Source organism: Mesorhizobium sp. CA16 (genome assembly GCF_020165175.1).
In the GTDB taxonomy this organism is placed as follows: Bacteria; Pseudomonadota; Alphaproteobacteria; order Rhizobiales; family Rhizobiaceae; genus Mesorhizobium.
The window spans coordinates 557,899-578,591 of the sequence record NZ_JAIUHP010000001.1 but is presented as its reverse complement, the minus strand read 5'-3'; the positions used below and the strand labels follow the sequence as shown (position 1 = coordinate 578,591).

The window sequence follows — 20,693 nt, the reverse complement described above, 5'->3', positions numbered from 1 at the left end:
CCCCGCACAATAGTGTCACTTCCTTGCGCGAAGCTGAATCGCTTCCGATGCCTGCGATTCAAGCCTCACACAAGGCACGAGGACTATCCCTGATCCACGATGTGACATGCGGAAGGACCTGTCGTGGGCATTCTGATCGGACTTGTGGTGACGCTCGGCTGCGTTCTCGGCGGCTTCATGGCCATGGGCGGCCACCTGCATGTGCTGCTGCAGCCGTGGGAAGCGGTGGTGATCTGCGGCGCCGCGCTCGGCACCTTCCTCGTCGCCAATCCGATGAAGACGGTCAAGGATACCGGCAAGGGCATTCTCGAAGCCTTCAAGCAGGCGGTGCCGAAGGAGCGCGACTACCTCGAGACGCTGGGCGTCCTGCACAGCCTGATGCGCGAGCTGCGCTCGAAGTCGCGCAGCGAGGTCGAGGCGCATATCGACAATCCGGAGGAGTCGGCCATCTTCCAGGCCTTTCCGACCGTGCTGAAGAACCACGACCTGACCCATTTCATCTGCGACTACTGCCGCATCATCATCATCGGCAACGCCCGCTCGCATGAGATCGAGGCGCTGATGGACGAGGAGATCCAGACGATCCGTACCGACAAGCTGAAGGCCTACCACGCGATGGTCGCGGTCGGCGACGGCCTGCCGGCGCTGGGCATCGTCGCGGCCGTGCTCGGCGTGGTGAAGGCGATGGGTGCGCTGGACCAGTCGCCGGAAATCCTCGGCGGCCTGATCGGCGCGGCACTCGTCGGAACCTTCCTCGGCATCTTCCTGTCCTATGCTGTGGTCGGTCCGGTGGCCACCAAGATCAAGACGGTGCGCGAAAAGAAGAACCGCCTCTACATCATCGTCAAACAGACGCTGCTTGCGTATATGAACGGCGCCCTGCCGCAGGTGGCGATCGAATTCGGCCGCAAGACCATATCCTCCTACGAGCGTCCGACCATCGATGCCGTCGAGCAGAGCACAATGAACACCGGCAGCGCCGAGAAGAAGGCGGCCTGAGCATGCAGCAGCGCAGACAGGGCCGCCTGCCGTCATGACCAGTCCGGCCAGTCCGTCAGAAACGCGGGCCTTGATCATCGAGCGGCTCGTCGGCGACAGCGGCGAGGCGGCGCAGGTGATCGGCGTCGGCCGCGGCATGGCCGAGCGGGCGCTGCCGTTGCTGCAGAAGGCGCTTGTCGCAGAACTCGGCGCGGCGGTGACCGTCGATCTGCAAGTGGTAGAGGTCGGCCGCGTTCCAGAGGCGCGTTCGCGCGCCGGCGATGCCTTCGCGCTGACCATCGTGTCCTCGCCGGCCTCGGCCGACGCCATGACGCTGGTGATGGATGCGCATGCGGTGGCCGTCATGGTGAGCGCGCTGTTCGGCGGCGATCCTGACCAGCCGGTGGCGCCGATCGAGCGCGACCTGTCGCAGATCGAGGCCGATGTCGCGACCATGGTGTTCCAGGAGGTCGCGGCGGCGCTCAACGGATCCGGCAAGCGCTCGCTCGAGCTGCGCCTGCCGGTGCCAAAGGCGACGTCGGGCGGCGAAGCGAGGCGGCGCGTGCTGCGCGACGGCGCCGCGGTCCGCATCGTGTTCGGTGTCTCCACGCCGACTGATACCGGAACCATCACCGTGATGGTTCCGCAACGCGTCCTTCTGTCTACGCGCGGAGCCACCGCCAGAACCGAAGAAGGCGAAGCCAGTGAATTCGACTGGCGGGCCCGCTTCTCCGAAGAGGTGATGCGCTCGACCGTCCGGCTCGAAGCGACGATGCCGCTCGCCCGGCTGACGCTCGGCGACCTCGCCGCGTTCGAGCCCGGCCAGGTGATCGAATTGGAGGAGAACGCCCAGCTCAACGCCAGGCTCAGCGCCCGCGACAAGACCCTGTTTGTCTGCGAGTTCGGCAAGCTGGGGCAGAACTACACCGTCCGCATCAGCCATCCGCATGATGCCGGGCAGGATTTCATCGACGGACTGATGCCGGGCTGACGCCAGGCACGGGATTCATGGAGACGACAGATGGCAAAAACCAAGGTGGAAGCCGAACCCGATCAGCCCGACGAACAGCTCGACCGCGCCATCGAGGAACTGCGCGGCGTGCTGCGGGAAGAGGAAAAGCGCCCGGATGGGGCGCTGTATTCGGGTGCCAATTCCTCGATCATCATGACCATTCCGGTCGACGTGCAGATCATCCTCGGCAGCACGGAGATGCCCGTGTCGGAGCTGATGGCGCTGCAAAAGGGTTCCACCGTCGCGCTCAACCGCCGCATCGGCGAGCCGGTCGACGTCGTGGTCAACGGCCGCAGAATAGCGCGCGGCGAGATCACGGTGCTGGAAAGCGATCCGACGCGTTTCGGTATCCGGCTCACCGAAATCATCGCCGCGACGAAGAGCGCCTGAGAATGGCCGGCGGGCGGACCAATCGGCAGCGAGGACAACACGCATGACGACGGCATTGGCGCTCACACGTCCGCAAAAGGCGGCGGCCATATTGGTGGCCATGGGCAAGCCCGCGGCCAGCCGCCTGCTCAAATTCTTCAAACAAGACGAGCTGAAGGCGCTGATCGAGGGCGCGCGTCTCCTACGCACCATTCCGCAGGCTGATCTGGAACGGATCGTCGCCGAGTTCGAAGCCGAGTTCACCGAGGGCGCCGGCCTGCTCGATTCAGCCGACCGGATGGATACGATCCTCAACGAATCGCTGTCGCCCGAGGAGATGAGCGCCATCATGGGCGACAAGAAGTTCGAGCCGGTCCCGGAAGGACCCGCGCCGATTTGGCCGGACCTCGAGAAGCTCGAGCCGGCGCGTCTCGGCTCCTTCCTTGCGGGCGAGCATCCGCAGACATCGGCCATGGTGCTGTCGAAGCTTGCGCCGCAGACAGCCGCCAACGTGCTGCTCACCATGGAAAAACCAATGCGCAGCCAGATCATCAAGCGCATGGTGACAATGGCCAACATCCCGGACGCGGCATCGCGGATCGTCGAGAACCAGTTGCGCGTGAGCGTGCTGTCGCAGAAAGCCAGCCGGGACACCACTGCCGGCCAGGAGCGCGTCGCCAGCATGCTCAATGAAATGGCGAAGCCGGAACTGGACGACCTTATGCAGGACCTGGAGGAAGCCGGCACGCCAGATCTCGCCGGCGTCAGGTCGCGGCTGTTCGCCTTCGACGATCTGCCGCTGCTGCCGCAAAAAGCCCGGGTTCTGCTGTTCGACGGGCTATCGACAGAACTGGTCACGCTGGCGCTGCGCGGCGCGCCGCCGGAACTCGCCGAATCGGTGCTCTCGGCGATCGGCGCACGCTCCCGCCGCATGATCGAATCCGAGCTCGGACAAGGATCGGAAGGCATTGCCCTTGCCGACATCATGGCGGCGCGCAAGAGCATATCGGTCGCCGCCATCCGGCTGTCGCGCGAAGGGGCTTTCGAGCTGCCCTCGACGCAGACCGCCACCGCCGAAGCCGCCTGACGATCATAGCCCGGTCAGGACGCCATGGCTGAAGCGGTCGACAAGGATTCCAAAACAGAGGAAGCCACAGAAAAGAAGATCCGCGACACGATCGAACAGGGCAAGCTGCCCCATTCGCGTGAGACCGCGATCTTTGCCTCCTTCCTCGCCATACTGGTTTTCGCCGTCTTCTACGCCAAGGACGCGATCGTCGATCTCGGCATGTTCCTGTCGACGTTCCTGGAAAAGCCGGAAGCCTGGCCGATGGACACCGAGACCGACGTCATCTCGCTCTACAAGCAGGTCTTGGTCGAGATCGGCGGCGCCGTCGTCAGCCTGCTGGTGCTGCTGACGGTTGCCGGCATCGGCGCCTCGGTGTTCCAGAACATGCCGCAAATCGTCGGCGAGCGGATCAGGCCGCAGCTGTCGCGCATCTCGATCGCCAAGGGCTGGAGCCGGATGTTCGGCGTGCAGGGCTGGGTCGAGTTCCTGAAGTCGCTGGCCAAGCTCGGCTTCGCTATCGCGGTATTGACCTTCACGCTCTCGGAAGACCATCGCAAGCTGCTCGCCGGCATGATCACCAATCCGGTCTCGTTCGGCCTGGTCATACGCGGCATCTTCGTCGACATATTGGTGGCGATCGTCTTCGTCATGGGGCTGATCGCGGTGGTCGACATCGTCTGGTCGCGTTTCCACTGGCGGCGCGACCTGCGCATGACCAAGCAGGAAGTCAAGGACGAGCTGAAGCAGTCGGAAGGCGATCCGATCGTCAAGTCGCGGCTGCGCTCGCTGGCGCGCGACCGGGCGCGCAAACGCATGATGACGGCCGTGCCGCGCGCGACGCTGGTGATCGCCAATCCGACGCACTATTCGATCGCGCTGAAATATGTGCGCGAGGAGGATTCCGCGCCAATCGTGCTGGCCAAGGGACAGGACCTGGTGGCGCTCAAGATCCGTGAGATCGCCAGGGAGAACAACATCCCGATCTTCGAGGACGTGGCGCTCGCGCGCTCCATGTACAAGCAAGTTTCGGTTGATAGCGTGATCCCGTCGCAATTCTACCAGGCGGTCGCCGAGTTGGTGCGGATCGTCTACTCGAAGAAGGCAGCGCGAAAAGCAACCCAATGAACGGACGCCGCTAACCCATGGACCGGCAACCACACGCCAATTCCCGCGAGCTGATCGTCGCCAGCGCCATCGAGCCCGTGGTGGGCGAATTGAGGCTCATCGACGTTGCCGACTATATCGCCTTCATCCGGCTTGAGCATTTCGCCTGCCTCTCGGACCTGGTGGATTCGGCGGCCGAGCTCTACTTCCGGCCGGGCATGCTGCGGCTCGGCCATGGCGGCGAGGCGCATGTCGACTGGAGCGGCAGCCCGCGCATCGTGCTCGACCTCGAGCTTCGGCCGCGCGGCGTGACGGTCTATTTCCAGCTTACGCTGATCGAGCGCGAGGCAGCCGTGACGGTCAACTACGTGTCGTTCGAGAAGCCTGGCGAGACGCCCGAGCACAACACGGCCTTGCTCGAGGACGCGATCGAAGAGGCTCGCATCCGCAGGACCGAGCCGCTGGCATTCCCCTGTGATTGATAGCAGGCGAGCCGACCTAAAGCGCATCGCAATCTTTTGGATTCGCTCCCTGCGCTTTAGGCTTTTGATTTTGCGCATGTCTTTGCCCCGAAACCGGTTCCCACTTTCGGGAGACATGCTTTAGCCGCGGCCCGTTCAGCGCCCCCGCAGGCGTGACGTCACTCGATCAAGCCGAGCCGCAACGCCTTGGCGACCGCCTGGTTGCGGTTGACCGCGTTGAGCTTCTGCGTCGACTGGGTGAGGTACTGGTTGGCGGTATGCACCGAGAGCTTGAGGAGCTTTGCGATCTCCTCGCTGGTGTTGCCGTTGGCGGTCAGCTTCAGGCATTCCAGCTCGCGCTTGGAGATTGAACGCGCCCTGCCGGTGTCGCCGGGGCGGATGCGGGCGACCGCCGCGAAAAGCGCGAAGGAGCGGGCGTGGATCTCGCACAGCGTTTCGTCGGACAGCGCGATCTCCGAGCCGAGAAAGACGACCAGCCCGCATTGGCCGCGATCGGCATGCACCGGAAAGGCGATGCCGTTGGTGCCGGGCGCCAGCGGCGTGGTCGGCTCGGCCCAGGCGAGCGAGTGGAAGACCTGCCGCGATCCGGCGCTGCCGTCGTCGGCCCACCAGCGCGGCGCCGTCGAGAGCCGGCTGTGGCGCACCATGTCCTCGCCATTGGCGCCGGAGATGAATTTGGTCGCGACAGCGGTGCCGGGATAGTCGGAATCGAAACACGCCACGAGACGCGCGCGCTCGGGCGAGGGGCTGACGAAATAGAGACCGAAGGCCGAGGCATTGATATCGACGGCGATCCAGCGGCAGCGACGCACGGCATCCGGAATGGTGACCGCTTGATGGGTCTCCGAGCCGAGCGAGAAGGCGCCGAACGGATTGCGCTGATCGTTGAAAAGGGCGGCGGCCGCCTCTTTGACCTGTGCGTGCTTCAAATGATGCCGCTCCTGATCGCGGTCGCGATCGCCATCGCGCGGTTGCTGGCCGCGAACTTCTGGATGGCGTGCGTGATGTAGCTGTTGACGGTGTTCGACGAGACACCGAGGATGACGGCAACCTCATCGGTGGTCTTGCCTTCCGAAACCCAGAACAGACATTCGCGCTCGCGGTCCGACAGCGGGTCCTGCATGGATGCCGCCGCGATCAGCTGCGGAATGCTGGAAAGCGCATAACAGCATTTGATCTGCGCCTTCATCAGGGCGGCCAAGTCGATCCTGCCTGCCTCGGCAGCCGAGAACAGCACGAACAGGCGCTGCCGGCCGACATTGAGCCGCAGCGAATAGATTTCGGCGTGACCGAGCACGTCGAGCAGGCGGGCTTCCTCGCCGTTCAGCAACGCACCGGCGTCGGGCGCGTGCGCCGCCACCAACGGCTTCGGGCGTACGCCCGGCGCCACGGTCAAGGGGCCTAGCGCCAAATTGGCGATCAGCCTTTTGCCGATCAGCTCGATGGCGTCGAAGATCCAGTTGGAGGAGACGATGCGCGCATCGTTACGGTCCTGGTCATGCACGATGGCGACCAGCATGTAGCTGTCGGCGCCGATATCGGCGGCAAGCTGCATGAAGAAGCTGGTGAGATCGCCGCGCGACGTCAGGCGCGAGCCTGAAGCGTCGGGTTGGAGAAGCGCGGCGGGACTGCTCATTTTAATTCTTGGATTCTTGCCGGAATCGATCCTTGTGCCCGGTGCTGGCGAAGCCAACGGCCGGACCCGAAACGCGTCACGTTTACGAAGACACACTCACGGGCGCGAACGGCGCCCAACCGCGCCGAATCCTTCTAGGGAACGCGAAACCGTCCGCGTCTGGTGCCGGCCTGGCGCCGGACTCGAGACTTTGGGTGGTCGCCGCGCCCCCGTGGACCGGCTGATTCGGGTCTAATCTACCCGCAGATGAATCTGACATCAAACGCGATTTGACAAAATCGAATCCGATGGACTCGCATTGCGACTCAGCAGCCGGTCTTCGCGTTATTTGGCGGTAGTTCAAAGCTGAATTGAGTCGATGATTTCGAGGCGAGGTCGTAAAAAAATACGCCCCCGGTTGCATCCGGGAGCGCATGGCCTTGAACAGGGGCTTAGCGATCCTCGAAGCCGGTCAGCACGCCGACGGCGTTGATGCCGATCTCTTCCACGGCGTAGCCGCCTTCCATGACGAACAACGTCGGCAGGCCGAGCTTGGCGATACGGCGACCGATCTTGGGATAATCCTCGCTCTTCAGCTTGAACTGGCTGATCGGGTCCTTCTCGAAAGTATCGACGCCGAGCGAGACGATGACGACATCAGGGGCGTAGGCCGCGAGCCTGGCGCAGGCGTCCTCCAGCGACGCGCTCCAGCCGTCCCAATCGGTGCCGAAAGGCATCGGGTAATTGACGTTGAAACCTTCGCCGTCGCCTTCGCCGCGCTCGTCGGCATGGCCGAGGAAGAAGGGATACTCGACCATCGGATCGCCATGCAGGTTGAGCACCTGGACGTCGCCGCGGCGATAGAAGATTTCCTGCGTGCCGTTGCCGTGATGGTAATCGACATCGAGGATTGAAACGCGCTTGGCGCCGTGGTCGCGGAACCACTGCGCGACGACGGCGGCGTTGTTGATGAAACAGTAGCCGCCCATGAAGGCAGCGCCGGCATGATGGCCGGGCGGGCGGCAAAGCGCGAAGGCGCTGCGCTCGCCGTCCTTGACCAAAGCGGCGGCGGTCAGTGCCACATCATAGGACGACTTGATCGCCGCCCAGGTGCCTTCGACGAAGGTGGCCCCGGCGTCGAAGGAATAATAGCCGAGCAAGGCATCGACGCGCTTCGGCGGCACATCGCCGCGCAGGCCGCGCGTCGGCCAGGTGAACCCCATCGCCGATCCCGTGAAGCCGGCGGCGACCCATTGCGGCCACACCGTCGGCAGGAAATCGATGTAGTGAGCCTCATGCACACGCTTGGCGGCGGCTAGGTCGTGCTCGGCCGGTCCGATGATCGGCCCGAGCTTCTCGCTCTCAACCCGCGCCTTGATGAATTCCGCCCGAGACGGCTTCTCGAAACCCGGCACGATCGCCGACGTGACCAGTTCCATCTGGCCTGAATGGCCGGCATGAAGTGGCGAATAGACAGTTTTCATGGAAACTCCCTGGAAGTGCGGAATCGGTTGGAAGTGCGAAATCACTCGAGATTGAGATGGGGGCTGACCAGGGCGAGCCACATGGTTTCCACATCGTCCTCGATGAGGTCGTAGGTCCTGCGGTCTCTCTTCAGCCCGACAAGCCGGCAGACATGGCCGACTTCCATCATCAGCACGCCGAGCCGACTGGCGATCTTGTCCTCAAGCGCCGGATTCACATGCCGCAGCCACGCGGCGTAAAGGGCGACGATCTCTTTGTCGTATTCGTCCTGGATAGGCCTCAGGTCGGCGTTGCCGGATATCGCCTCGATCACCGGCATCAGCGTGGCGTTTTCGAGATAGAGCCTCGATGTGTCGGCGAAGAGCTTGCGCACCTCGCGCCGAAACTCGTCACGGTTGGTCGGCCGGGGGACGTTGATGCGTTTCCGGATCACCTCGGGAAAAGACGACAGCCAGCGCCGGGCCAGGTCCAGAAGAATGGCTTCCTTGTTGGGAAAGTACTGATAGACGGAACCGACCGACAGGCCCGCGCGCTGCGCGATGGCGAGCGTCGTCGGCGTTCTGGTTCCTTGCTCTCGCGTCAGGATCAGGGCCGCATCGAGAATCCTGTCGACCACCTTGCTTGACCGTTGTTGCCGCGGCTGCTTGCGCGGTTCGAGCGCTATTCTGGTCTTGCGGTCGAGACTGCGCTTCACTGCTTGTTGCCCCCGTTCCCCGCTCGGCCTCGCCATCGGCGTGCGGTGCAGTCCACAGTACATTCTAAATCCGGCATGTTGACAAACGCGAATAATCAGTCGCATTCTTTATCCACGCTGTCTTCCACGATAACAAGGGGAATTTCGAAGACGGCGCATCGGCATCGATTTGTCCCACGGCGTTGTCCATATGGAGCGGCGGCTCGTTGGGTCTGGCGTTGCCGATCCCTCAGCAAAATGTGGAGTCGCGATGTCGGTTGCGGATGGTGGTGCGGATCTTGTGGTCGTCAACGGCCGCGTGCTGACCATGGACAATGACAATCCCGCTGCCGAGGCCGTTGCCGTCAAGGACGGCGCCATCATCGCCATCGGTAGCCGCGCTTCTATAGAAGACATCAAGAGACCGGCCACCAAGGTCGTCGACGCCCAGGGCGGCTCGGTGCTGCCGGGCTTCATCGAGGCGCATATGCATCTGTTCGGCGGCGCGGCCGAGCTCGACAATCTGCATTTGGCGGGTGTGCACGGCTTCGAGGCGCTCCGCGACGCGATCCAGGATTTCGCGGCGAAGCGCCCGGACGCCAGGCTTCTGATCGGGGCCGGCGTCGACTACGCCATCCTGCCGGAGCCGGTGACGCGCCACGATCTCGACCGTATCATTCCCGATCGTCCCTTCGCCATGTCGGCTTCGGACCACCATACGATGTGGGCGAACACCAAGGCCCTGGAAGAGGCCGGGCTGCTCAATGGCAGGGAGGTCGGACAAGGCAACGAGATCGTCATGGAGGCCGACGGGCTCGCCGCCGGCGAGCTGCGCGAAGGCGAGGCCTTCGGACCGGTCCTCGACCATTACGGGGCCAACCGGACGCGGCTTGGCCTGGAAGGCGCGGAGCCCGATCCTTATCCTTCGGCGAAGGAACTGGCTGCCGATCGGGACCTGATGCATCGCGGCCTCGAGTGGTGCGCCAAGCATGGCATCACCTCCATCCAGAACATGGACGGCAATCTCTATCAGCTGGAGCTGCTGGCCGGGCTGGAAAAGGAAGGGCGGCTGCTCTGCCGCACCAAGATCCCGTTCCACTTCAAGAACTTCATGAAGCTGGAGATGCTGGAAAAGGCCTCGCGAATGGCCGCGACCTATAATTCAGAATGGCTGACGTCCGGCATGGTCAAGGTCTTCTATGACGGCGTGCTGGATTCCTGGACGGCGGTGATGGTCGACGACTATGCCGACCGCCCCGGATGGCGCGGCGAGCCGCTGTTTTCGCCTGAGCATTTCGCCGAGGTGGCGGTCGAGGCCGACAGGCGCGGCCTGCAGATTGCCGTGCACTCGATCGGCGACGGCGCCGTGCGGGCGGTGCTCGACGGCTATCAGGCGGCGCTGAAGAAGAACGGTCGGCGCGACAGCCGGCATCGCGTCGAGCATATCGAGGTGATCACGGCCGCCGACGTGCCGCGCTTCGCCGAGCTCGGCGTGTTGGCGTCGATGCAGCCGGCGCATCCGCCCGGCGCACTGAACTTCCCGCTCGAGCCGACGATCTCGCGCATCGGCCGCGACAAGTGGCCGTTGAGCTATGCCTGGCGCACGCTGAAAAACGCAGGCGCGCGCGTGGTGTTCGCTTCCGACTGGCCGGTCTCGCCGGTCGATCCGATCCTGTCGATCCAGGCGGCAGTGATGCGCAAGCCTTGGGCAGAAGGCATGCCGGACCAGAGCTTCTCGTTGCAGGAGGCAATAGAGGGCTACACGCTCGAGGGCGCTTATGCGGAGTTCAATGAACATCGCAAGGGCCGCCTCAAAACCGGATATCTCGCCGATATCGTCGTTTTGTCGGCCGATATCGAGGCGACCGCGCCGGAGGCGCTGCACACCGTGCATCCGGTGACCACCATCTGTGGAGGGAGGATCACCTACCAAGCCTAACGATGGCATAGGAATTGCTTAATTGAATGGGGACTCGGGATCGAGTCACTGCTGCGCAGTTGCCAAGCCGACCGGCTTGTGGTGACAATCAAAACAGGAACACACCTGCCGACAAGAGCAGGCGCTCTCAATGGGGTAATCGTGCCGGAACAACCGGGTAAGAACGCGATCGAAGTTCGCGGTGTTCGCAAGGTTTTCGGAACCGGCGAAAACCAGGTAGCCGCCCTCGACACGGTATCGGTGTCGATCCGCGAGAACGAGTTTTTCACACTGCTCGGCCCCTCCGGATGCGGAAAGACGACGCTGCTGAGATTGATTGCCGGCTTCGATTTCCCAACCGCCGGCGAAATTCTGCTGCACGGCCAGGACATCGCGCCGCTGCCGCCCTACAAACGCCCGGTCAACACCGTCTTCCAAAGTTATGCGCTCTTCCCGCATATGACGGTGGCGCAGAATATCGGCTTCGGACTGGAGATGCTGGGCAAGCCGAAAGCCGAGATCGAGGCGCGCGTCGCCCAGATGCTGAAGCTGGTCAAGATGGAGGCGCTGAAGGCCCGCCGCACCAGCCAGATTTCAGGCGGCCAGCAGCAGCGCGTGGCGCTGGCCCGGGCGCTGGCGCCGCAGCCGAAAGTGCTCTTGCTCGACGAGCCGCTCTCGGCGCTGGACTACAAGCTGCGCAAGGAAATGCAGATCGAGCTGAAGCGGCTGCAGAACGAGACCGGCATCACCTTCATCTTCGTCACCCATGACCAGGAGGAAGCGCTGACCATGTCCGACCGCATCGCGGTGATGTCGGCCGGCAAGATCCTGCAGGTCGGCACGCCGCGCGACATCTATGACCGGCCTGCCGAACGCTTCGTCGCCGACTTCATCGGCGAGACGAACTTCCTGCCCGGCACTGTGGTGTCGAAGCAGGGCGGCGTGGCGACGGTCAAATTCGCCAGCAGCGCCACGATTAGTGCCGGCTATCCAGAAGGCTTCAATCCGACCGGCGAGGTGACGCTGGTGGTGCGTCCCGAGCATGCCGATCTGGTACCCGATCCGACCAAGGGCACGATTACCGGCACGCTCTCCAACATCGTCTATTTCGGCACCGACACCCATTTCCACGTAAAACTCGACGGGGACGGCGAGAATTTCATCGTGCGCCACCAGAACAGCCGTTCGAGCGCGGTGACCTACGAGACCGGCGCCAAGGTCGGCATCCAGTTCGAGGAGGACGCCGCCCGCGTCCTGAAAGACTGATGACGACAGCTGCTCTCTCCTCAGCCCCGCTCTCCAAGGCCGCGTTGTTTGAAGCCCAGGCGGTGAAAACCAGCGCGCGGCGCAACCGGCTCTTGTCACTGCCGGCGCTGATCATCATCGGCATTTTCGGCGTGCTGCCGCTGGTCATCATCTGCGTCTATTCATTCCTGGTCGCTGCGCCTTATGGCGGCGTGCAGTGGCAGTTCTCGACCGACGCCTATCTGAACTTCCTGTTCCAGCGCGACATTTTCGACGACACGCTGCAGTTCACGCCGGACTTCCTGATCATCTATCTGCGCTCCTTCCTGTTCGCGGTGGTGACGACGATCATCTGCCTGCTGCTCGGCTTTCCGACCGCCTATTTCATGGCGACGCGGCCGCCGGCGCAGCGCAACTGGTGGGTGCTTCTGATTACCATCCCGTTCTGGTCGAACCTCCTGGTCCGCACGCTGGCGATCATGTTCATCATCCGCGACGAGGGGCTGATCAACAATGCGCTTCTGGCGCTCGGCGTGATCGATAGGCCGATCACGATGCTCTACACCGATTTCGCCATCCAGCTCGGCCTGCTCTACGCCTTCCTGCCGTTCATGGTGCTGCCGCTCTATTCGAGCCTGGAGAAACTCGACTTCCGCCTGGTCGAGGCAGCCTACGATCTTTACGCGACGCGCCGGCAGGTGCTGTGGCGGGTGATCATCCCCCTGTCCAAGCCCGGCATCATCGCCGGCTGCCTGCTCGTCTTTATTCCGGCGCTCGGCGCTTATGTGACGCCGCTGATCCTGGGCGGCGGCGTGCACCTGATGATCGGCGATCTCATCGCGCAGCAATTCGGTTCGGGCCGCAACTGGCCGCTCGGCTGCGCGCAGGCGCTGATTCTGATGGCGGCAGTGCTGGTGGCGCTGTACTTCTATGTCCGCAATACGTCGGGCAAGGTGCAGCATGGCTGAGCCTCGCGTCATGGACATCAAGGACCAGCCGGGCTTCCGCTCGATCGCTATCATCTGCTTGCTGGTGCTTTATATACCGGTGCTGATCCTGATGATCTTCTCGCTGAACAGCGGATCGCTGGTCACGCATTGGGAAGGCGTCACGCTCAACTGGTACGGCAGCGCGCTGCTCAACGAGGAATTCCATAGCGCGGCGAAGAACACGCTGATCATCTCGGTGACCGCGACGATCGTCTCAACCATCTGCGCGACGCTGGCCGCGATCGGCATGACGCGGGTGAAGCCATGGCGCGGGCTCGCCGCGGCTTTCATGGTCATCAACCTGCCGTTGATGGTGCCGGAGATCATCACGGCGGTGGCGACGCTCTCGTTCTTCGCGCTGATCGCCGGCACGCTCGGGCTGAATTTCGGCATCGGCAATTTGATCCTCGCCCACACCGTGTTCTGTATCCCCTTCGCCTATATGCCGATCAGGGCGCGGCTCGAGGACATGGACCTGACGCTGGAATACGCGGCAGCAGATCTCTATGCGACGCCGTGGAACGCCTTCAAGCGCATCACGCTGCCGCTTTTGGTTCCCGGCATCATGTCGGGCGCGGCGCTGGCCTTCATCGTCTCCTTCGACGATTTCACCATCACGCAACTCGTCGCCGGCCCCGGCCAGACGACGCTGCCCCTCTACATCTGGAACCAGATCCGGCGGCCGATGACGCCGGAGATCAACGCCATCTCGACCATCTTGCTCCTGGTGTCGATCCTGTTCGTTTCGGTCTCGTTCCTGATCGCGCGGCGGCGAGCAAAATGATCCGCGAGCTCCAACACAACAATGGGAAGGCAAGGAGAACATAAAATGTCTGGAAAGATGATGGCGGCCGTGTCCGCGGCCGTTCTGCTATGGGCAGTGCCGGCGCTCGCCGACGGCGAACTGCACATCTACAATTGGGGCGACTACACCAACCCCAAGCTGATCGAAAAATTCGAGAAGCAGTACAACGTCAAGGTGACGCTGGACGACTACGATTCCAACGAAACCATGCTGTCCAAGGTGCGCGCCGGCAATTCCGGCTACGACATCGTCGTGCCGTCCGACTACACTGTGAAGATCATGATCGAAGAAGGCCTGCTCGAAAAAACCGAGCCCAACGCGATGCCGAACGGCAAGAACATCGATCCGCGCTTCCTCAACATTTATTGGGACGACGGCCGCCATTATACCGTGCCGTGGCAATTCGGCACGACCGCGTTCTCCGTCAATACGGACAAGTTCAAGGGCGACATCAACACGCTGGCCATCCTGTTCAATCCCCCCGATGAACTGAAGGGCCAAATCAATATGCTGGACGACGTCAACACCGTCATGCATGCGGCCGAGCGCTATGCCGGCGTGCCGCGGTGCGGCGCCGACAAGGCCAATTTGAAGAAAATCAACGACATCCTAACGGCCGCCAAGCCGTCGTGGAAAACCTTCAGTTACGACACCATCACCAAGATCACCTCCGGCGACGTCATCGTCTCGGAGCAGTGGAACGGCGCCAGCTACCGTTCGCGGCAGAAGATTCCGGCGATCAAATATGCCTATCCGAAGGAAGGCATCGAAGGTTGGATGGACAATGTCGCGGTGCTGAAGGGCGCCAAGAACCTCGAAAACGCGAAGCTGTTCCAGGACTTCGTCATGGCGCCTGAGAACGCGGCGCTGATCTCCGAGTTTGCCGGTTACGACAACGGCATCGCCGGCAGCCATAAATTCCTGCCGCCGGAGTTTGCCAACTCGCCGGAAATCAGCCCTCCGGCCGGCTCGCCGACGCCGGAATTCGTACCGCCATGCCCGCCGGACGTGGTGGAGATCTACAACAAGATCTGGACCAACCTGCGCAAATAAAACAGCGCGGCGCATGGAAGGAGGGGAGGCTCCGGCCTCCCTTTCTTGTGACTGGTTCTGTGCATATCGTTCTGCGAAAAACCGCTTACGCATTTGGGCGACATGCATCGAGGAGGAAATCTTGTCGTCCTATCGCAACTCCGATCCGCGGCCGCCGATTATGCAGGGCTCGCCACCCAGGCTGGTGCCGCCGAAGCTCGACTGGGACCGGCCGCCCTGGAACCGCTGGGCCTTCCAGCACATCCGCGAATTTCTGCCGACCGTCGAGGTGTGGCGCGGCAGCGGCCATCGCCATCGCCTCGAGCGCGCGGAGGTGGACCTCGACGATCTGCCGGTGGTCGACAGCAACGGAGCGCCGACGACACTCGCAAGCCTGCTCGACGAAACCTATGCCGACGGCTTCCTGGTGCTGAAGGACGGCAGGATCGCCTATGAGCGTTATTTCAACGGCATGGACGAGCGCACGCTGCATCTGTCGCAATCGATGGCGAAGTCGGTCACCGGAGCGGTGTGCGGCATCCTGGTCGGGCACGGCCTGATCGATCCGGGCAAGCTGGTCACCGACTATCTGCCGGAACTTGTCGAGACCGGCTGGGCCGGCGCCACGGTGCAGCATGTGCTCGACATGACGACGGGCGTGCGCTTTTCCGAGGAATATACCGACCGCTATTCCGAGATCGGCCAGGTCGATGTCGCGACCGGCTGGAAGCCGATCCCGCCGGGCAGCGACCCGGACTTCGAGTGGCCGTCGCACCTGTTCGAGCTGATCCTGCGGCTGAAGGACAAGGTGCGCCCGCATGGCGAAGCGTTCGAATACCGCTCGATCGAGACCGACGTGCTCGCCTTCATCATGGAACGGGTGAGCGGCAAGCGCCTGGCGCAGCTGGTCTCGGAAGAGCTCTGGCAGAAGCTCGGCGCCGACGAGAGCGCCTGCTTCACCGTCGATAGCGCCGGCTATGCGCTGGCCGATGGCGGCTTCAATGCGACGCTGCGCGACTATGGCCGCTTCGGGCAATTGATCCTCGACAATGGCGGCGGCGTGATCCCGGCCGACTGGATCGAGGCGACACGCAGCGGCAAGCACGGGCCGAATTTCAGCCCGAGCCTTCCCGACGGCAGCTACCGCAACCAATTCTGGATCGAGGATTCGCGCTCACGCTCGCTGATGTGCCGCGGCGTGTTCGGCCAATTGATCCACATGAGCTGGGAACACAGGTTGGTCGTTGTGAAGCTTTCGAGCTATCCGGATTTCGTCAATTCCGCCTATTCGGTGGCGACGCAGAAGGCGGTGCATGCCATCGCCGCCGCGCTGACCTGAAACCGCAAAACAAGATCCGGGAGAGCATCATGAGCGGCAAGACCGCGTTCGAGGCCAGATACGGCTTTGCCCGCAAGGATGTGCGGCTCGACAACTGGCGGCTTTCGCCGTTCAACCGATGGTCGTTCCAGAATGTCGGCGAGCTGGTGCCGAGCGCGCATATCGCGGCGGCGCCCGCCGGCGAGAGCCAAGCGAAATCGCTCGGCGCATTGCTTGAGGAAAAGATATCGCTTGCCGGCGGCAGCGAGACCGTCGAGAGCTTCCTGAAGCGTTCCAACACGGACGGGCTGACGATCCTGAAGGCCGGCAAGCCTTTCGGCGACTGGTCGGCGCCGCACATGCCGTTCGGAGCGCGCCACATCATCTTTTCGATCAGCAAGTCGGTGACGGCGATCCTCGCAGGCATACTGGAAGGCGAGGGGTTGTTCGATCCCAACGCGCCGGTAACGCACTACATCCCTGAAGCCAAGGGCTCAGCCTATGGCGACGCGAGCGTGCGCAACGTGCTCGACATGACGGTCAGCCTCGATTTCGAGGAAGCCTATCTCGATCCGGAAAGCGCCTTCGCCCGCTACCGCCGCTCGACACTGTGGAACCCCGGCGGCGGGTCCGAAAGCCTCGCCGCGTTCCTTATGACCATCCAGCGGCTTGCCGAGCCGCATGGCCAGACCTATCGCTACCGTTCGCCCAATTCAGACGTGCTCGGCATCCTGATCGAACGGGCCTCCGGCAGGCGTGTCAGCGACCTGCTCAGCGAGAAACTGTGGCAGCCGCTCGGTGCTGGAAGCGAAATGTCGGTGACCGTCGACATGGAAGGCACGGCGCGCACCGCCGGTGGCATGTCGATGACGCCGCGCGACCTTGTCCGCATCGGCGAGATGATGCGGCAGGGCGGCATCGCCAATGGCCGCCGCATCGTGCCGGAAGCCTGGGTGCGCGACACGGTGGCCGGCGGCAGCCATGAAGCCTGGCAACGCGGCACGATGGCGTTCCTGTTCCCGAAGGGACGCTACCGCAACAAATGGTATCAGACCGGCCACGACAGCGGCGCCTTCTGCGGCATCGGCATTCACGGCCAGTGGCTTTACGTCAATCCGAAGACGGACGTGGTCATCGCCAAGATGTCGTCGCAGCCGGAACCGGTGGACGACAAGCTGGATGGGGACATCGTGGCGTTCTTCGAAGCGTTGAGCGGCATGGTTTGAGCCGGTCAGAGGCTGGTTCCAACAGCTGTTTTCTGTGGACCTTCGGCGCGTGACGAAACCCTTGCGGTTGGCGCAGCGGTTCTCCCGTCCTATGGTCGCCGCTCTTTTCCGCAGGGACCAGCATGGCATCGGACATCAAGCGCATCGCAGCAATCATCGCGGCCGAGATCGGCGCGCGGCCGGAACAGGCAGCGGCGGCAATCGGGCTGCTCGACGAAGGCGCGACAGTCCCCTTCGTCGCGCGTTACCGCAAGGAAGTCACCGGCGGGCTCGACGACACCCAATTGCGCGACCTTTCCGAGCGGCTCGCCTATCTGCGTGAGCTCGATGCGCGGCGCGAGACCATCGTCAGCTCCATCCGCGAGCAGGGCAAGCTTACCGAGGAGCTGGAAGCCAAGATCGGGGCGGCCGCCACAAAGGCGGAGCTCGAGGACATCTATCTGCCCTACAAGCCGAAGCGGCGCACCAAGGCCGAAATCGCCAAGGAGCGTGGGCTTGGGCCGCTCGCAGAGGCGATCCTCGCCGATCGCTCGAAAATTCCGGCCGAGCTTGCGCTCGCCTATGTCACGGACGAGGTGGCCGACACCAAGGCCGCGCTCGAAGGCGCACGCGACATCCTGTCGGAGCAGTTCGCCGAAAATGCGGATCTGGTCGGCAAGCTGCGCGCCTATATGAAGGAACGCGCCTTCCTGCGCGCTCGGGTCGTTGACGGCAAGCAGGAGGCCGGCGCGAAATTCTCCGACTATTTCGACCATGTCGAGCGCTGGGCAGGCGTGCCCAGCCACCGTGCCCTGGCCATGCTGCGCGGCCGCAATGAAGAGGTGCTGTCGCTCGACATCGAGGTCGATGCCGACGATCAATCGCCGGTGAAGCCGGTCGAGCGCATGATCGCCAACGCCTATGCGATCGGCGCGACGCTGCCCGGCGATAAATGGCTGATGGAGGTAGCCGGTTGGACCTGGCGGATAAAACTGTCGCTGCATCTGACGCTCGACCTGATGCGCGACCTGCGCGAGCGGGCCGAGGAAGAAGCGATCCATGTCTTTGCCCGCAACCTGAAGGACCTGCTGCTGGCCGCGCCCGCCGGCTCGCGGCCGACCATGGGGCTCGATCCAGGCATCCGCACCGGCGTCAAGGTGGCGGTGGTCGACGGCACCGGCAAGCTGGTGGCGACCACCACCGTCTATCCGTTCCCGCCAAGGAACGATGTGCGCGGCACGCAGGCCGAGCTCGCCGCCCTCATCCGCCAGCACAAGGTCGAGCTGATCTCGATCGGCAACGGTACCGGCAGCCGCGAGACCGAGAAGCTGGTTGCCGACATGCTTTCGGACCTGCCGGCAGGTGCCGGGCCGAAGCCTCTCAAGGTGATCGTCAGCGAGGCTGGTGCCTCAGTCTATTCGGCCTCGGCGACGGCAGCGGCGGAATTCCCGGGCCTCGATGTCTCGCTGCGCGGCGCGGTGTCGATCGCGAGGCGCCTGCAGGATCCGTTGGCCGAGCTGGTCAAGATCGAGCCGAAATCGATCGGCGTCGGGCAGTACCAGCATGATGTCGACCAATACCGGCTCGGCCGTTCGCTGGAGGCGGTGGTCGAGGATGCGGTGAACGCTGTCGGTGTCGACCTCAACACGGCCTCGGCGCCGCTTTTGGCGCGCGTGTCGGGTCTTGGGCCGTCGCTCGCCGAGGCGATCGTTGCGCATCGCGACGCGGCCGGGCCGTTTGCCACCCGCAAGGACCTGCTCAAGGTGGCGCGGCTCGGGCCGCGCGCGTTCGAGCAAAGCGCCGGTTTTCTGCGCATACCGAACGGGACAGAGCCGCTCGACGCGTCATCGGTGCATCCGGAAGCCTATGGTGTGGCCAAGAAGATCGTCGCCGCTTGCGGCCGCGACGTGCGCGCGCTGATGGGGGACAGCGCCGCGCTGAAGGCGCTCGACCCGCGCGTCTTCGTCGACGAGCGTTTCGGCCTGCCGACTGTGCGCGACATCATCGCCGAGCTGGAAAAACCCGGACGCGACCCGCGCCCCGGCTTCAAGACGGCGACCTTTGCCGAGGGTGTCGACGACATCAAGGATTTGAAGCCGGGCATGCTGCTCGAAGGCACAGTTACCAATGTCGCCGCCTTCGGCGCTTTCGTCGATATTGGCGTGCACCAGGATGGGCTGGTGCATGTCTCGCAGCTGGCCGACCGCTTCATCAAGGACGCGCATGAAGTGGTGAAGGCCGGCGATGTCGTGAAGGTGCGGGTCGTCGATGTCGACATCAAGCGCAAGCGCATCGGCCTGTCGATGCGCAAGGATGGCGGCGAGGGCGGGGCGCCCCGTGGCGGCCAGCGCGATCACGGCGGCAGCAAGCCGGCGCCGCGCTCGCCAGCGCCGCAGCGCCAGCCGGAGCGGCCGTCGCAGGGCGCGCTCGGTGCGGCGCTCGCCGAGGCGATGAAGCGCAAATAGCTACCACGCGAGCACTGCTGGCTCCTTGCCGATCTGGCCCAGCAGCCAGTCGCGAAAGCTGGCGACCGGCGGGTGGCCGCGCTTGTCGTGCGGCACGACGAGGTAATAGGCGCTGTGGCTTTGCATCGGCGTGCCCGGCGCCGGCACCAGCTGGCCGCGCTGCAATTCGCCGGCAATCAGGATTTCCGGCAGCAGCGCCACGCCGAGGCCGGCCATGCAAGCCTGCGCGACCGTGCCGAACTGCTCGAACTGCATGCCGGGCCCGGTCGGGGCCTCAAGCCCCTGATGCTCGAACCATTCGCTCCAGGCGCCGGGGCGGGTCGCCATGTGCAGCAGCGGCAGGCGGCTGATATCGGACGGCGTCACGATGGCGCGGGTGGCGAGGAATTTGGGCGAAGCCACCGGCATCACGGTCTCGCGCATCAAGAGCGTGCAATCGGCGTCCGGCCAGTCGGGCATGCCGTGATGGATCGCGGCATCCAGCCGCTCGCGGGCGAAGTTGAAGCGTCCGATGCGGGTGGCGAAGTTGATGGTGATATCGGGATGGCGGGCGACGAAATCCGGGATCAGCGGCATCAGCCAGCGTGTGCCGAAGGTCGGCAGGATGGCCAGGTTGAGAACGCCACTATGCCGATTGCTCATCAATCCAAGCGCCGCATCACGCAATTGGCCAAGCGCCGAGCGCACCGCTTCGGCATAGATCTCGCCGGGCGGCGACAGCCGGACGTTGCGGCTGTCGCGTTCGAACAGCCGGCGACCGAATTGCTCTTCTAAGAGGCTGATCTGCCTGCTGACAGCCCCTTGCGTCAGGTCGAGCTCACGCGCGGCGGCGGTGAAGGAGCCGAGACGCGCAACCGCTTCGAAGGCGGCGAGGGCGGCGGTGTTGGGTAGAAGGCGGCGCTGGACATTCATGATCCATTACTAACGCT

General features: G+C 63.7%; 19 protein-coding genes. 14 read left to right on the top strand and 5 right to left on the bottom strand.

The genetic code is table 11. From position 1 onward, the window contains the following. Window positions 1–123 precede the first annotated feature (123 nt). The 6 genes from motA to LB525_RS02820 are packed head-to-tail and all read left to right on the top strand — an operon-like array spanning window position 124 to window position 5,014. On the top strand, window positions 124–999 hold the full coding sequence (gene motA / locus LB525_RS02845; RefSeq protein ID WP_224543321.1) for a flagellar motor stator protein MotA: 876 nt from the start codon (window positions 124–126) through the stop codon (window positions 997–999). A 34-nt stretch (window positions 1,000–1,033) separates the two neighbouring features. Beyond that, on the top strand, window positions 1,034–1,969 hold the full coding sequence (locus LB525_RS02840; RefSeq protein WP_318012384.1) for a FliM/FliN family flagellar motor switch protein: 936 nt from the start codon (window positions 1,034–1,036) through the stop codon (window positions 1,967–1,969). 30 nt (window positions 1,970–1,999) lie between these two features. Continuing rightward, entirely contained in the window at window positions 2,000–2,380 is a 381-nt protein-coding gene (gene fliN, locus LB525_RS02835; protein ID WP_140541755.1) for a flagellar motor switch protein FliN, read from the top strand. Window positions 2,381–2,423: 43 nt separating this feature from the next. Further along, window positions 2,424–3,446, top strand: a complete 1,023-nt coding sequence (locus tag LB525_RS02830; protein WP_095766392.1) for a flagellar motor switch protein FliG — start codon at window positions 2,424–2,426, stop codon at window positions 3,444–3,446. 24 nt (window positions 3,447–3,470) lie between these two features. Beyond that, complete coding sequence (gene flhB, locus LB525_RS02825; RefSeq protein WP_224543318.1) at window positions 3,471–4,553, top strand: flagellar biosynthesis protein FlhB; 1,083 nt, start codon at window positions 3,471–3,473, stop codon at window positions 4,551–4,553. Window positions 4,554–4,570: 17 nt separating this feature from the next. Next, window positions 4,571–5,014, top strand: a complete 444-nt coding sequence (locus LB525_RS02820; protein WP_224543316.1) for a hypothetical protein — start codon at window positions 4,571–4,573, stop codon at window positions 5,012–5,014. A gap of 158 nt (window positions 5,015–5,172) precedes the next feature. Here LB525_RS02820 and LB525_RS02815 read toward each other — a convergent pair whose 3' ends face one another. From LB525_RS02815 to LB525_RS02800, 4 genes are all read right to left on the bottom strand, one after another. Further along, complete coding sequence (locus tag LB525_RS02815; RefSeq protein WP_140541759.1) at window positions 5,173–5,943, bottom strand: helix-turn-helix transcriptional regulator; 771 nt, start codon at window positions 5,941–5,943, stop codon at window positions 5,173–5,175. Further along, window positions 5,940–6,650: a helix-turn-helix transcriptional regulator gene (locus tag LB525_RS02810; protein ID WP_140842032.1), complete on the bottom strand. Its 711-nt coding sequence runs from the start codon at window positions 6,648–6,650 to the stop codon at window positions 5,940–5,942. The genes LB525_RS02815 and LB525_RS02810 overlap by 4 nt, the downstream gene beginning before the upstream one ends. 431 nt (window positions 6,651–7,081) lie before the next feature. Next, entirely contained in the window at window positions 7,082–8,113 is a 1,032-nt protein-coding gene (locus LB525_RS02805; RefSeq protein ID WP_224543315.1) for a histone deacetylase family protein, read from the bottom strand. Window positions 8,114–8,154: 41 nt separating this feature from the next. Then, window positions 8,155–8,808, bottom strand: coding sequence for a TetR/AcrR family transcriptional regulator (locus tag LB525_RS02800; RefSeq protein ID WP_140689327.1), 654 nt, complete (start codon window positions 8,806–8,808; stop codon window positions 8,155–8,157). A gap of 250 nt (window positions 8,809–9,058) precedes the next feature. On the opposite strand from LB525_RS02800, the gene LB525_RS02795 reads away from it, so the two are divergent. The 8 genes from LB525_RS02795 to LB525_RS02760 all read left to right on the top strand — a co-directional run bounded on the left by LB525_RS02795 (window position 9,059) and on the right by LB525_RS02760 (window position 19,764). Continuing rightward, window positions 9,059–10,726 (top strand): amidohydrolase, encoded by a 1,668-nt coding sequence (locus tag LB525_RS02795; RefSeq protein ID WP_224524377.1) that lies wholly within the window; start codon window positions 9,059–9,061, stop codon window positions 10,724–10,726. Window positions 10,727–10,867: 141 nt separating this feature from the next. Continuing rightward, window positions 10,868–11,971: an ABC transporter ATP-binding protein gene (locus LB525_RS02790; protein WP_095766400.1), complete on the top strand. Its 1,104-nt coding sequence runs from the start codon at window positions 10,868–10,870 to the stop codon at window positions 11,969–11,971. Next, window positions 11,971–12,918 (top strand): ABC transporter permease, encoded by a 948-nt coding sequence (locus tag LB525_RS02785; RefSeq protein ID WP_224543314.1) that lies wholly within the window; start codon window positions 11,971–11,973, stop codon window positions 12,916–12,918. Before LB525_RS02790 ends, LB525_RS02785 begins: the two co-directional genes overlap by 1 nt. After that, window positions 12,911–13,723 (top strand): ABC transporter permease, encoded by an 813-nt coding sequence (locus tag LB525_RS02780; protein WP_224524379.1) that lies wholly within the window; start codon window positions 12,911–12,913, stop codon window positions 13,721–13,723. Before LB525_RS02785 ends, LB525_RS02780 begins: the two co-directional genes overlap by 8 nt. Before the next feature lie 45 nt (window positions 13,724–13,768). Beyond that, complete coding sequence (locus tag LB525_RS02775; protein ID WP_224524381.1) at window positions 13,769–14,797, top strand: extracellular solute-binding protein; 1,029 nt, start codon at window positions 13,769–13,771, stop codon at window positions 14,795–14,797. A gap of 121 nt (window positions 14,798–14,918) precedes the next feature. Further along, window positions 14,919–16,115 carry a serine hydrolase domain-containing protein gene (locus LB525_RS02770; protein WP_224524385.1) on the top strand — a complete coding sequence of 399 codons (1,197 nt, stop codon included), beginning with the start codon at window positions 14,919–14,921 and terminating at the stop codon, window positions 16,113–16,115. 29 nt (window positions 16,116–16,144) lie between these two features. Beyond that, entirely contained in the window at window positions 16,145–17,320 is a 1,176-nt protein-coding gene (locus tag LB525_RS02765) for a serine hydrolase domain-containing protein (protein WP_224524387.1), read from the top strand. Window positions 17,321–17,442: 122 nt separating this feature from the next. After that, window positions 17,443–19,764: a Tex family protein gene (locus tag LB525_RS02760; RefSeq protein ID WP_224543313.1), complete on the top strand. Its 2,322-nt coding sequence runs from the start codon at window positions 17,443–17,445 to the stop codon at window positions 19,762–19,764. On the opposite strand, the gene LB525_RS02755 is transcribed toward LB525_RS02760, so the two are convergent. After that, window positions 19,765–20,676 carry a LysR family transcriptional regulator gene (locus LB525_RS02755; RefSeq protein WP_224524400.1) on the bottom strand — a complete coding sequence of 304 codons (912 nt, stop codon included), beginning with the start codon at window positions 20,674–20,676 and terminating at the stop codon, window positions 19,765–19,767. It abuts the gene before it with no gap. Between the last annotated feature and the right edge of the window lie 17 nt (window positions 20,677–20,693).

What these genes read in the sequence shown, in the direction of transcription:
- LB525_RS02765 (WP_224524387.1), top strand. Translation starts at nt 16,145, where the DNA reads ATGAGCGGCAAGACCGCGTTCGAGGCCAGATACGGCTTTGCCCGCAAG.
- LB525_RS02780 (WP_224524379.1), top strand. Translation starts at nt 12,911, where the DNA reads ATGGCTGAGCCTCGCGTCATGGACATCAAGGACCAGCCGGGCTTCCGC.
- LB525_RS02810 (WP_140842032.1), bottom strand. Translation starts at nt 6,650, where the DNA reads ATGAGCAGTCCCGCCGCGCTTCTCCAACCCGACGCTTCAGGCTCGCGC.
- LB525_RS02755 (WP_224524400.1), bottom strand. Translation starts at nt 20,676, where the DNA reads ATGAATGTCCAGCGCCGCCTTCTACCCAACACCGCCGCCCTCGCCGCC.
- LB525_RS02795 (WP_224524377.1), top strand. Translation starts at nt 9,059, where the DNA reads ATGTCGGTTGCGGATGGTGGTGCGGATCTTGTGGTCGTCAACGGCCGC.
- LB525_RS02805 (WP_224543315.1), bottom strand. Translation starts at nt 8,113, where the DNA reads ATGAAAACTGTCTATTCGCCACTTCATGCCGGCCATTCAGGCCAGATG.
- LB525_RS02830 (WP_095766392.1), top strand. Translation starts at nt 2,424, where the DNA reads ATGACGACGGCATTGGCGCTCACACGTCCGCAAAAGGCGGCGGCCATA.
- flhB (WP_224543318.1), top strand. Translation starts at nt 3,471, where the DNA reads ATGGCTGAAGCGGTCGACAAGGATTCCAAAACAGAGGAAGCCACAGAA.
- LB525_RS02820 (WP_224543316.1), top strand. Translation starts at nt 4,571, where the DNA reads ATGGACCGGCAACCACACGCCAATTCCCGCGAGCTGATCGTCGCCAGC.
- LB525_RS02775 (WP_224524381.1), top strand. Translation starts at nt 13,769, where the DNA reads ATGTCTGGAAAGATGATGGCGGCCGTGTCCGCGGCCGTTCTGCTATGG.
- fliN (WP_140541755.1), top strand. Translation starts at nt 2,000, where the DNA reads ATGGCAAAAACCAAGGTGGAAGCCGAACCCGATCAGCCCGACGAACAG.
- LB525_RS02760 (WP_224543313.1), top strand. Translation starts at nt 17,443, where the DNA reads ATGGCATCGGACATCAAGCGCATCGCAGCAATCATCGCGGCCGAGATC.
- LB525_RS02785 (WP_224543314.1), top strand. Translation starts at nt 11,971, where the DNA reads ATGACGACAGCTGCTCTCTCCTCAGCCCCGCTCTCCAAGGCCGCGTTG.
- LB525_RS02840 (WP_318012384.1), top strand. Translation starts at nt 1,034, where the DNA reads ATGACCAGTCCGGCCAGTCCGTCAGAAACGCGGGCCTTGATCATCGAG.